Annotated in this window: 11 protein-coding genes; 10 read left to right on the forward strand and 1 reads right to left on the reverse strand. The window is 64.9% G+C overall.

All coding sequences use genetic code 11. The features are described 5' to 3' along the window. Nucleotides 1–3 precede the first annotated feature (3 nt). The 8 genes from ACVC5H_RS08520 (at nucleotide 4) to ACVC5H_RS08555 (ending at nucleotide 7,562) form a co-directional block, all read left to right on the forward strand. Nucleotides 4–1,206: a sensor histidine kinase gene (locus ACVC5H_RS08520; RefSeq protein ID WP_489621903.1), complete on the forward strand. Its 1,203-nt coding sequence runs from the start codon at nucleotides 4–6 to the stop codon at nucleotides 1,204–1,206. Further along, complete coding sequence (locus ACVC5H_RS08525; protein ID WP_489621904.1) at nucleotides 1,203–1,865, forward strand: response regulator; 663 nt, start codon at nucleotides 1,203–1,205, stop codon at nucleotides 1,863–1,865. The genes ACVC5H_RS08520 and ACVC5H_RS08525 overlap by 4 nt, the downstream gene beginning before the upstream one ends. Before the next feature lie 180 nt (nucleotides 1,866–2,045). Next, complete coding sequence (locus ACVC5H_RS08530; RefSeq protein WP_489621905.1) at nucleotides 2,046–3,449, forward strand: CmpA/NrtA family ABC transporter substrate-binding protein; 1,404 nt, start codon at nucleotides 2,046–2,048, stop codon at nucleotides 3,447–3,449. Further along, nucleotides 3,446–4,297: a nitrate ABC transporter permease gene (ntrB, locus tag ACVC5H_RS08535; protein WP_489621906.1), complete on the forward strand. Its 852-nt coding sequence runs from the start codon at nucleotides 3,446–3,448 to the stop codon at nucleotides 4,295–4,297. The genes ACVC5H_RS08530 and ntrB overlap by 4 nt, the downstream gene beginning before the upstream one ends. Nucleotides 4,298–4,310: 13 nt before the next feature. Then, nucleotides 4,311–5,165 carry an ABC transporter ATP-binding protein gene (locus tag ACVC5H_RS08540; RefSeq protein WP_489621907.1) on the forward strand — a complete coding sequence of 285 codons (855 nt, stop codon included), beginning with the start codon at nucleotides 4,311–4,313 and terminating at the stop codon, nucleotides 5,163–5,165. Nucleotides 5,166–5,294: 129 nt separating this feature from the next. Further along, nucleotides 5,295–5,738, forward strand: coding sequence for a cyanase (gene cynS, locus ACVC5H_RS08545; protein WP_489621908.1), 444 nt, complete (start codon nucleotides 5,295–5,297; stop codon nucleotides 5,736–5,738). A 60-nt stretch (nucleotides 5,739–5,798) separates the two neighbouring features. Next, nucleotides 5,799–7,190 (forward strand): TAXI family TRAP transporter solute-binding subunit, encoded by a 1,392-nt coding sequence (locus ACVC5H_RS08550; RefSeq protein ID WP_489621909.1) that lies wholly within the window; start codon nucleotides 5,799–5,801, stop codon nucleotides 7,188–7,190. 141 nt (nucleotides 7,191–7,331) lie between these two features. Beyond that, on the forward strand, nucleotides 7,332–7,562 hold the full coding sequence (locus ACVC5H_RS08555) for a hypothetical protein (protein ID WP_489621910.1): 231 nt from the start codon (nucleotides 7,332–7,334) through the stop codon (nucleotides 7,560–7,562). Nucleotides 7,563–7,620: 58 nt separating this feature from the next. Here the strand turns inward: ACVC5H_RS08555 and ACVC5H_RS08560 are convergent, their stop codons facing one another. Beyond that, nucleotides 7,621–8,766 (reverse strand): ABC transporter ATP-binding protein, encoded by a 1,146-nt coding sequence (locus ACVC5H_RS08560; protein WP_489621911.1) that lies wholly within the window; start codon nucleotides 8,764–8,766, stop codon nucleotides 7,621–7,623. 108 nt (nucleotides 8,767–8,874) lie between these two features. Here ACVC5H_RS08560 and ACVC5H_RS08565 point away from each other — a divergent pair, with 108 nt between their 5' ends. Both ACVC5H_RS08565 and gorA read left to right on the forward strand, forming a co-directional pair. Continuing rightward, nucleotides 8,875–10,530 carry an ABC transporter permease gene (locus ACVC5H_RS08565; protein ID WP_489621912.1) on the forward strand — a complete coding sequence of 552 codons (1,656 nt, stop codon included), beginning with the start codon at nucleotides 8,875–8,877 and terminating at the stop codon, nucleotides 10,528–10,530. Between the two features lie 56 nt (nucleotides 10,531–10,586). Next, nucleotides 10,587–11,954 carry a glutathione-disulfide reductase gene (gene gorA / locus ACVC5H_RS08570; RefSeq protein ID WP_489621913.1) on the forward strand — a complete coding sequence of 456 codons (1,368 nt, stop codon included), beginning with the start codon at nucleotides 10,587–10,589 and terminating at the stop codon, nucleotides 11,952–11,954. The last annotated feature ends 51 nt before the right edge of the window (nucleotides 11,955–12,005 follow it).

Below are 12,005 nucleotides of genomic sequence, written 5' to 3' on the forward strand. Positions count from 1 at the left end.
GTCATGCAGACCGATTCCTTCCTCCCCGTCCTGGCTTCTGCTGCCCTGGCTCCGCCGGGCGGCTTGCTGCGCGACAAGCTGGCGCTGCTGCTGGACTCCACCGGCGAAGGCATCTACGGCATCGATCTGGCGGGGCGTTGCACCTTCATCAACCGCGCCGGTGCTGCGATGCTGGGCTATGCACCCGCCGAAGTTCTGGGCCGCAACATGCACGAGCTGGTGCATCACAGCCATGAGGATGGCGGCCATTACGCCGAGGCCGACTGCCCCATCCTGAAAGCCTTCCGCAAGGGCGAGTCCTGCCGGGTCGACCAGGAAGTGTTCTGGCGCGCCGATGGCAGCTGTTTTGCCACCGAGTATTCCTCTTACCAGATCGTCGATGCGGGCCAGGTGCGCGGGGCGGTGATTGCCTTCAGCGATATCTCCAAGCGGCGCCAGGCCGAGGAACAGTTGCAGCGCGCCAAGGCCGAACTGGAAGTGCGAGTGGCCGAGCGCACCCGCGAGCTGTCGGCGGCGCTGCGCCAGGTGCGGCAATTGTCGGCGCATGCACATTCGGTGCGCGAGGATGAACGTACCCGTATCGCCCGCGAGATCCACGATGAACTGGGCAGCCTCCTGGTGGCGCTCAAGCTGGACGTGAACTGGATGGCCAAGCGCGTGGCCCACCTCGATCCGGTGGCGCGCAAATGCGAGGCCATGAGCCGCCTGATCGAGACGGCGGTGGACAACGTGGGGCGCATCATCACCGACCTGCGTCCCAGCATTCTCGATCACCAGGGCCTCATCGCCGCGCTCGAATGGCAGGTGCAGGAATTCTCGGAAGCCACCGAACTACCCTGCGAGGTCGAGTTCGATATCGCACCGGAAGCTTTCGTACCGGACGGCGCCAAGGCCACGGCGGCGTTTCGCATCTTCCAGGAAATGCTTTCCAACGTGGCGCGCCACGCCCAGGCCACGCAGGTGCGTATTGCCGTCCACCTGACCCCGGCCGAGCTGCGCATGGAAGTGGAAGACGATGGCGTGGGCACATCCCGCGCCGCGCTGGAAGCGGCCACTTCCTATGGCGTGATGGGCATGCGCGAACGTGCCTTGCACTTCGGTGGCGCATTGAGCATTGCTGGTGCGCGCCTTGCACCAGCCGATGGCAGGCCGGGGACGCTGGTCTGCCTGCGCTTGCCCCATCACACCGGACGGACGCTGACATGAGCGCGGCCGGCGACAACATCCGCATCCTGCTGTGCGATGACCATCGCATCGTGCGCGAGGGCTTGAAGCAGATCCTGGCCGACACGCCCGATATCGAGGTCGCCGCCGAATGCGCCAACGGGCCCGACGTGCTGCATCGTGCCCGCGTCGAGGCCATCGACCTGGTGCTGCTGGACATCGCCATCCCGCAGCAGGACGGGCTGGACGTGCTGCGCCAGATCAAGCAGGAGATGCCGCGCCTGCCGGTGCTGATGCTGTCCACCTATCCCGAGAAACACTATGCGGCGCGCTGCTACAAGCTGGGCGCAGCCGGCTATCTCAACAAGAGCGCCGATCCCGAGCAACTGGTGGAGGCCATCCGCAAGGCCGCCAGCGGTGGCCTGTACGTGAGCGCGCAGATGGCCGAGACGCTGGCCTCGGGCCTGGCCCGGCGTGCCACGGCGCCGCAGCGGGCCGCGCATGAGAGCCTGTCGCACCGCGAGTATCAGGTGTTCCAGCTCATCGCTGCCGGGCGCAGCGTCAAGGAAATCGCCGACCAGCTGGAGCTGAGCCCCAATACGGTGAGCACCTACCGCAGCCGCATCCTGGAGAAGACCGGCGCGTCCAATGACGTGGGCATTGCCATGTATGCCGTGCGGCACCAGTTGCTGCCGGTCTGATTGCCTGACGTCATTCTGATGCGTGTTTTCGTCATTCTGGCGGGACAATAGGCCATATTTGTAGTGCCAGCACTACAAGATGTCGTGAGCCCATGACGTTCTGTAGCGGGCTGGCCAATCCCTTGCAGGTGCGGGAGGTGAACGCAGCAACTCACCTCACACTCACCAGACGGGGGAATCATGCCGGACGCACCAGAGACCAATCTGTTCCACACCTATGACGCCGAGCGCGCCGGGCAGGGCTGCTCCTGCGGCCGCCACGGCAGCCAGCAGCAACATGAGGCCGATCGCCTGGCAGAGCAGCAGCGCCTGCAACGCGGCCAGGACGTGGAAGCGCTGACCAATGACGTGGTGGAAGAAGCCCTGATGCGTTCGCTCTTTCCGCGCGTGGCCGAGCGCCGTGATTTCCTGCGCGCGGTGGGCAAGAATGCGGCGCGCGCGGCCATCGCCAGCGTGCTGCCGCTGGGCTCGCTGCAGGCCATGGCGCAGGAGAAGAATGGCGCGCCGGAAAAGAAGGATCTCAAAATTGGCTTCATCGCCATCACCTGTGCGGCGCCGCTGATCATGGCCGATCCGCTGGGCTTCTATCGCAAGCAGGGCCTGAACGTGTCGCTGAACAAGACGGCCGGCTGGGCCCTGATCCGCGACAAGATGATCAACAAGGAACACGACGCCTCGCACTTCCTCTCGCCCATGCCGATGGCCATGTCCATGGGCGTGGGCAGCAACGCCACGCAGATGCGCGTGGCCACCATCCAGAACATCAACGGCCAGGCCATCACGCTGCATACCAGGCACAAGGACAAGCGCGATCCCAAACAATGGAAGGGCTTCAAGTTCGCCGTCCCCTTCGAGTATTCGATGCACAATTTCCTGCTGCGCTACTACCTGGCCGAGCACGGCCTGGACCCGGACCGCGACGTGCAGATCCGCGTCACGCCGCCACCGGAGATGGTGGCCAATCTGCGGGCGGGCAACATCGATGGCTTCCTCGGTCCGGACCCGTTCAACCAGCGCGCGGTGTATGACGAGGTGGGCTTCATCCATATCCTCTCCAAGGAAATCTGGGACGGTCATCCCTGCTGCGCCTTTGGCGCCTCGGAAGAATTCATCCAGCAGAATCCGAACACGTTTGCCGCGCTCTTCCGCGCCGTACTGACGGCGGCGGCGATGGCACGCGATCCGGCCAACCGCTCGCTGGTGGCCAAGGTGATCTCGCCACCGGCCTACCTGAACCAGCCGGAGACGGTGGTGGAGCAAGTGCTCACCGGCCGCTTCGCCGATGGCCTGGGCAACGTCAAGAACGTGCCGGGCCGCGCCGATTTCGATCCGGTACCCTGGGATTCGATGGGGGTGTGGATCCTCACGCAGATGAAGCGCTGGGGCTACATCAAGGGCGACGTCGACTACAAGGCCATCACCGAAAAGGTGCTGCTGCTGACCGAGGCCAAGAAGCACATGAAGGAACTGGGCCAGCCGGTGCCGGAAGGTGCCTATCGCAAGTATTCCATCATGGGCAAGGAGTTCGATGCCAGCAAGGCCGATGCCTACGTGAACAGCTTTGCCATCAAGAGGAGCGCATGATGCCCTCGCCGCATCTCGGCTGGCGCGCCGCGCTGATTTCTCTGCTGCTGCTGGCGGCACTGCTGATGGTGTGGCACCTGGCCACGCTGCCCAGGGAGAGTGCAGCCAGCGCGGCCCAGGATGAGTACGCCAAACTGATGGGCAAGGGCAGCGGTGCCGCCAAGCGCGATGGCTTCCCGGGCCTGGCGCAGATGGGAGAGACGATGCGCAAGGAATTGGCCAATCCCTTCTACGACAACGGTCCCAACGACAAGGGCATCGGCATCCAGCTGGCCTATTCGCTGGGACGGGTCGGACTGGGGTTTGCGATTGCGGCCGTGGTGGCGGTGCCGCTGGGATTCTTGCTGGGGATGTCGCCGCTGATGCAGCGCGCGCTCAATCCCTTCATCCAGATCCTCAAGCCCATCTCGCCGCTGGCGTGGATGCCGCTGGCGCTCTACACCATCAAGGATTCCTCGGTGTCGGGCGTGTTCGTGATCTTCATCTGTTCGGTCTGGCCGATGCTGATGAACACCGCTTTCGGCGTGGCCTCGGTGCGGCGAGACTGGTTGAACGTGGCCAAGACGCTGGAGGTGGCGCCGCTGCGGCGCGCTTTCCTGGTGATCCTGCCGGCAGCGGCGCCGACCATCCTCACCGGCATGCGTATTTCCATGGGCATCGCCTGGCTGGTGATCGTGGCGGCCGAGATGCTGGTCGGTGGTACCGGCATCGGCTACTACGTCTGGAACGAGTGGAACAACCTGTCGCTGACCAGCGTGATCTTTGCCATCCTGGTCATCGGCGTGACTGGCATGGTGCTCGACCTGATCTTTGCGCGGCTGCAGAAGCTGGTCACCTATGTCGAATGAAGGGAGCAGGAGCATGGACCACAATTTCCTGAGCGTGCAGGGCCTGGCCAAGCGATATGCGGCGGATGGCCCGCCGGTGTTCGAGCAGGTGTCCTTCGGCATCGACCGCGGCGAATTCGTCTGCGTGATCGGCCACTCGGGCTGCGGCAAGACCACCATCCTCAACGTGCTGGCCGGGCTGGAAGCGGCCAGTGAGGGCGTGGTCATCATGGACCGGCGCGAGGTCAAGGGACCGAGCCTGGACCGCGGCGTGGTGTTCCAGAGCCATGCGCTCATGCCGTGGTTCAGCGTGCTGGGCAATGTGGTGTTCGCGGTGCGTTCGCGCTGGCCCGACTGGCCGCGCGCCAAGGCCGAGGAGCATGCGCGGCGCTTCATCGACATGGTGGGACTGAAGGGTGTCGAGCACAAGAAGCCCTCCGAGCTCTCGGGCGGCATGAAGCAGCGCGTGGGGATTGCGCGCGCCTTTTCCATCGAGCCCAAGATGCTGCTGATGGATGAACCCTTCGGCGCGCTCGATGCCTTGACGCGCGGCGTGGTGCAGGACGAGCTGCTGAAGATATGCGCGGCCACGCACCAGACCGTCTTCATGATCACCCACGACGTGGATGAAGCGATCCTGCTGGCCGACAAGATCTTCCTCATGTCCAACGGGCCGCAGGCCTGCATCGCCGAGGTGGTCATCAATACGTTGCCCAAGAACCGCACCCGCGAAGGCATGCACCACGATCCGCAGTTCTATCGCATCCGCAACCACCTGGTCGATTTCCTGGTGCACCGCTCGCGCCAGATCCAGGCCGCGCACGCCACTGGCGCGGCGCGCCTGCCAACCCGTATCGTCATGCCGGGGCTGGAGCAGGCGGCGGCCTGATGGTGGGCGTGTGGATTGGTCATTTCGTCAGTTTGTATCGTCATTGTGCAGCAGAGTTTCGTCAGGATCGATGGCAGGGACTGCAAAGTGTCGTCGATATTCTTTTTCGTCCACCCAAGGAGAGCGCGCATGGACCGCAACCAAGTTACCCAGAAAATCCTTATCAACAAGGTCAGCAAGAAGATGACCTGGGCCCAGATCGCCGAGCGCATCGGCCAGAGCAAGGAGTGGACCACCGCTGCCATGCTGGGCCAGATGACCCTGACCGCCAAGCAGGCGGCCGTGGCCCAGGAGATGTTTGAACTCACCGATGAAGAGACCCTGTGGCTGCAGATCGTGCCCTACAAGGGTTCGCTGCCGACCTCGGTGCCGACCGATCCGCTGATCTATCGCTGGTACGAGATCGTCAATGTCTATGGCAGCACCATCAAGGAACTGATCCACGAGGAATTCGGCGACGGCATCATGAGCGCCATCGATTTCAAGATGGATATCCAGCGCCAGGCCGACCCGAATGGTGATCGCGTCAATGTGATGCTGTCGGGCAAGTTCCTGCCCTACAAGACCTACTGAGTCACATCGCGTTACACGCGGATTGCGGCAAAGGCGGCGTGCGCGGCTAGAATAGCGCGCATGCTCAAAGACAAGAAACTTTCCGCCTACGCGCCCTCGGCCACCCGCATCCGGGCGCGTTTCGTGGCCATCTCCTGGCGCGATCTGGCCATCAGCTTCGGTCCCATCATCCTGCTGATCCTGATCGGCGCGTGGCTGGTGATCTGGCTGATTCGGCCTGCGCCGCCATCCTCCATCACCATTGCCGCCGGCCCGAAGGACAGCAATTTCTGGCGCGTGGCCGAGCGCTACAAGACGCTGCTGGCGCGCGATGGCATCCGCCTCGATATCGTCGAGACCGGTGGCTCGCTGGACAACCTCAAGCGCCTGGCCGATCCTGACCAGGACGTCGACGTCGGTTTCGTGCAGGGTGGTCTGGCCAGTGCCGTGCCGGCCGAGGCGCTGGAACCGCTGGTGTCGCTGGGCAGCATTTCCTACGTGCCGGTCTCGGTGTATTACCGGGTCGAGCCGCCGCGCGAGGATGGCCGCCCGGCGCCGCCGCTGCGGCAATTGTCGGAACTGGCCGGCAAGCGCATTGCCATCGGCGGGCAGGGCAGCGGTTCCAGCGTATTGGCCGCGACCCTCTTGAAAGCCAATGGCGTGGAGCCGGGCGGCAGTACCCAGCTGTTGAACATCGGCGGCGACGAAGCCGCGCAGGAACTGACCAGCGGCAAGATCGATGCGGCCTTCCTGATGGGGGATTCGGTGTCGGTGGCGACCATGGGCAAGCTGCTGCGCGCGCCCGGCATCCGGCTGCTGGATTTTTCGCAGGCTGAAGCCTACGTGCGGCGCTTCCGCTATCTCAATACCCTGAAGATGCCCATGGGCGTGTTCGACCTGGCGCGCAACCTGCCGGCGCGCGATACGCAACTGATCGCACCCACGGCGGAACTGGTGGCCCGGGACGACCTGCATCCGGCACTCTCCGACCTCTTGATCGCTGCGGCTCGCGAGGTGCACGGCAAGGCCAACGTGATGCAGAAGGCCGGTGAATTCCCGGCGCCCCTGGAGCACGAATATCCGATCAGCGACGATGCGGCGCGCTACTACAAGTCCGGCAAGACCTTCTTCTACCGCACCTTGCCGTTCTGGATGGCGAGCCTGCTGGATCGTGCAGTGGTGATCGTGCTGCCGGTGATCCTGTTGTTGATTCCGGGGATCAGGCTGGTGCCGATGCTGTATGGCTGGCGCGTGCGGTCGCGCATCTATCGCTGGTATGGCGAGCTGATCGCGCTGGAACGCGGACTCTCGCGCGACTCGCCGGAAGAGCAGGCCGAGATGCTCAGGCGCCTGGACGAGATCGAGATCGCGGTGAACCGCATGAAGATGCCGCTGGCCTTTGCCGACCAGTTCTACGTGCTGCGGGAACATATCGGCTTCGTCCGCGCCCGCCTGGCGGCCGGTGTGGCCTGAACGCCACGCGGCGGCGGGCAGGGCGACCGGGTTGTTGTATGCTCGCCATGGTGTGCACAGTACTGTACAAAAAATACTGTGTATTCATACAGTACTGTGCTAAAGTGAAGCCTCCTATCGACAAGAAGAGGAATCGCTGCCATGACCCACTTTGATCTTGCTTCCGACGCTCGCTTCGCTGTTGCATCGTCCACCCCGTCTTCGCTGGCCATCCGTCTTGGGCGCCGCGAAATCTTCATTTGCCGTGATACTTACGTGCGCCGTTACCGGGTCAATCCGGTGATCGAGTGCAGCGCCGGTATCGAGCCCGGCCACGTGGAAATCCTGTTGTTCCGCCGTTGGCTGATGGTCCTGTCGAAGGCGCGCGGCTGACGCGTCGCGCCTTGGACTGGCTGGTGGTGGATGCGCTGGGGAGGGCGGCCGGGGTGGATCAGGCGGTGCTGCCTGCCACCGCCGGGGTGGTTGCCACTGTCGCGGAGGGCGCTGCCGCCAATGACGATTCCATGCTCGGAAACGTCACCAGATGCGTCACCTCCAGCCTGATCCCTATCCATTCCCCCACTGCATGATCGTGATGCGAGGGCACCAGCGAAAGCAGTTGCTGGCCGTTCTCCAGCGCCAGGGTGTAGAGGAATTCCGCGCCCCGGAACGACTTGCGTAGCACGCGTGCCTGCAATGGCGAGGCGTCGTCGTGCATCACGTCGTCAGCGCGTAGCAGCACATCGACCTGCGTCACCCCCGCATTGACTGCGCCCTCCAGCGGCAACCCGCGCAACAGGCCGGCTGCAGTGCGGACTTCGATTTCCCCTTGCGGCCCGGCGCTCGCAGCGACCTGCACCTCACCCCGCAGCAACACCCCATGCCCGATGAAATCGGCCGCGAAGCGCGTGGCCGGGCGGTGATAAAGCGCGTAAGGCGTATCCCATTGCTCCAGCCGGCCTTGCCGCATCACGCCCACGACATCGGCCACGGCAAAGGCTTCCATCTGGTCGTGCGTCACCATCAAGGCCGTGGTGTCGGTGCGCTTGAGGATGTCACGCACGTCGTGCGCCAGGCGTTCGCGCAATTCCACGTCGAGACTGGAAAACGGTTCATCCAGCAACAGCAGGCGCGGTTGCGGTGCCAGTGCGCGCGCCAGCGCAATGCGCTGCTGCTGGCCCCCGGACATCTGGTGCGGAAACTTGGATGCGGCTTCGGGCAAACCGACCAGGGCCAGCATCTGCGCCACGATCTCGTCACGCTGCGCACGCGCCATGCCGCGCAAACCAAAGCCGATATTGGCCGCCACATCCAGATGCGGAAACAGCGCGAAATCCTGGAACACCATCCCGATGCGCCGCTCCTCGGCCGGTACGCGCACGCCATCGCCTTCCAGCAATTGCCCATCCAACCGGATGCGGCCCGACTGCGCCGGCTCCAGCCCGGCCACGGCGCGCAACAGGCTGGTCTTGCCGCTGCCGGACGGGCCGATCAGCGCGCCCAGCTCGCCCGGCTGCAGGCGCAGCGAGACAGCCTCGACGGCAGGGTGGGCAGTGCGGGGATAACGGATGCTGACGTGATCGACTTCCAGAAACATGGGCAGGCTCGGTGAAATGGTTACAATTCGCGTTTGTCTCGGAGTGCGCAGTGTAGCGCATGGACCGCCGACTTCCCCTGGCAATTCTTTTTCTGGCCGCTTCTCCTTATGCACATCATCGGTTTGCTCGCTGTCCTGATCGCCTTGCCGCTCTTCGGTATCCTCGCTGCCTGGTTCGGGCTGGATGCGGCCGGCCTCGACATTCTGCGCCAGCAGATGCAGACCGTGCTGCCCGGCTACCTGGCCACCTCGGGCTGGCTGGCGCTGATGGTGCCGCTGGGCGTGGTCATCGTCGGCGGCGCGGCGGCGGTGACGGTGAGCCTGTTCGAGTTTCGCGGGCGGCGCTGGCTGTCCTGGGCCTTGCTGTTGCCGATGGCCATGCCGGCCTACGTGTCGGCCTATGCCTATACCGATTTCCTGCAATACGCGGGCGCGGTGCAGAGCACGCTGCGCGGCTGGTTCCCGGGCTGGCGCATGGACGTGCGCGGCTTGCCGGGGGCGGTGTGCATGTTCGTCTTCACGCTCTATCCCTACGCTTATCTGCTGGCGCGCAATGCACTCAGCGAGCGCGGCATGCACCTGATGGAAGCGGCGCGCATGCTGGGCACGCCCCTGTCCGAACGCATCCGGCGCGTAGCCTTGCCGCTGGCGCGCCCGGCGCTGGCGGCCGGAGCGGCACTGGCGCTGATGGAGACGCTGGCCGATTACGGTGTCTCGGCCTACTTCGGGCTGACTACCTTCACTACCGGCATCTACAAGGCCTGGGTGGTGCTGGATGACCGCCTCGCGGCCGCCCAGTATGCCTCGCTGCTGCTGCTCTTCGTGGCAGTGCTGCTGTGGCTGGAGCGGCGCGAGCAGGGCCGCATGCGCTTCGCCGCCGGCCGTGGAGCGCGCGGCAGCGAGGGGGCCGAGGCGCGCCTGCCGCAGCTGTCGCGCATGCAGACGCTGGCAGCGTGGGTGGTGTGCGGTTTGCCGGTGGTGCTGGGATTCGTGCTGCCGGTGGCGATCCTGTTGCAGCTGTGGGCGGGGCAGTGGGGCAGCGCGGACGGGACGATGCCGGCCTTCGATCTGGTTCGCTATGCCGGATGGGTGTGGAACAGTTTCCGCTTCGGCGGCATGGCGGCGGGAGCGGCCATCGTGCTGGCGCTGGGCCTGTGCTTCGCGCTGCGCGCCACCCACCTGCCGCGCCTGCAGGGTGCGATGCTGCGCCTGACCGCGCGGCTGGCCGGCATGGGCTATGCCATTCCCGGGTCGGTCATCGCGGTGGGCATCCTGCTGCCGGTGGCCTGGCTGCAGGCCATGTGGCCGGCCGCAGGTCTGGGCGTGCTGCTGACGGCCAGCTCGCTGGGCGTGATCTATGCGTATCTGGTACGCTTCACGGCGGTTGCGGTGCAGTCGGTGGAGTCCGGCTACACGCGCATTCCGGCCAGCCTCGATGAAGCGGCACGTACCCTGGGCAGTTCGCGTGCGGTGATCGCCTGGCGCCTGCACATGCCGCTGTTGTGGCGTTCGCTGGCGGTGGCCGCGCTGATGGTCTTCGTCGATGTGGTCAAGGAATTGCCGGCCACCTTGCTGCTGCGTCCCTTCGATACCGATACCCTGGCCGTGATCGCGCACAACCTGGCGCGCGACGAGCGCCTGGGCGAGGCGGCGCTGCCGGCCTTGTCCATCGTGCTGGTGGGGCTGGCGCCGGTGCTGCTGGTGATGCGGGCGCTGGATGGCAAGCGCAATGCGGACTTGCAAAGCGGCCTTCCGCCCGCATAACGCAAAGACCAACAAAGGGCGTAGCCAGGGGGCTGCGGCCACTCTCTGGAGAAACCATGAGCCAATACGATTACGACCTCTTCACCATCGGCGGCGGTTCCGGTGGCGTGCGCGCGGCGCGCTTCGCCGGCCAGGCCGGTGCCCGCGTCGGGCTGGCGGAGAAGGGCGATCTCGGCGGCACCTGTGTCAACGTCGGCTGCATTCCCAAGAAGCTGATGTCCTACAGCGCCCATTTCCATGAGGATTTCGCCGATGCCGCAGGGTATGGCTGGACCTTGCCCGGCCAGCCGAGCTTCGACTGGTCGGCCCTGATCGCCAACAAGGACCGCGAGATCGCCCACCTCAACGACATCTACCAGCGCTTGCTTGATGGCGCCAACGTCAGCCTGCATCGCGGCTTTGCGACGGTGGAGGATGCCCATACCGTCAACGTCGACGGCCAGCGTTTCACCGCCCGCCACATCCTGGTGGCCACGGGCGGCCATCCCGACAAGCCGCGGATTCCGGGCAGCGAGCTGGGCATCACTTCGGACGATTTCTTCCACCTCAAGGGCCTGCCGAAACGCGCGGTGGTGCTGGGTGGCGGCTACATTGCGGTGGAACTGGCGTCCATCCTCAACGGCCTGGGCAGCGAGGTGACGCTGGTCTATCGCCGCGAGCGCCTGCTGCGCAACATGGATGCCGACCTGGGCATGCACCTGGCCGATGAAATGGCCAAGAAGGGCATCCGCCTGGTCTTCAATGCCAGCATCGATGCCATCGAGGCGCCCCATGCCGGGGAAGAAAGTGTCAAGCAGGTGCGCCTGACCAATGGCGAAACGCTGGCCGCCGAATGCGTGCTCTTCGCCACCGGACGCACGCCCAATACGCGCGGGCTGGGGCTGGAGAAGGCCGGTGTGGCCCTGAAGGAAAACGGTGCCGTGGTGGTCAATGAAAACTTCGAGAGCAGCGTGCCCTCGATCCTGGCCGTGGGCGACGTGATCGACCGCGTGGCGCTCACGCCCGTGGCGCTGGCCGAGGCGATGGTGGTGGTGTCGCGCCTGTTCGGCCAGGGCGAGCGCAGCATGTCCTATCGCAATATTCCGACAGCAGTGTTCAGTCATCCCAATGTCGGCACCGTGGGGCTGTCCGAAGATCAGGCGCGCCGCGAGCATGGTGAAGTAAAAATATTCAGAACGGACTTCAAGCCGCTCAAGAACACCCTCTCGCGCAATACCGAACGCACCTTCATGAAGCTTGTGGTCGATTCGAAGACCGACCGGGTGCTCGGCGTGCACATGGTCGGCGGCGATGCCGGCGAGGTGATCCAGGGCTTTGCGGTGGCGCTGCAATGCGGTGCTACCAAGGCGCAGTTCGATACCACCATCGGCATCCATCCGACCTCCGCCGAGGAATTCGTGACCATGCGCACACCGGTGGCCTGAGCCCATCGTCCATCAGCGGCGCAACAAGAAACGGGGATGCATGGCATCCCC

The sequence above is a fragment of the Herbaspirillum sp. Her3 genome (genome assembly GCF_057961275.1).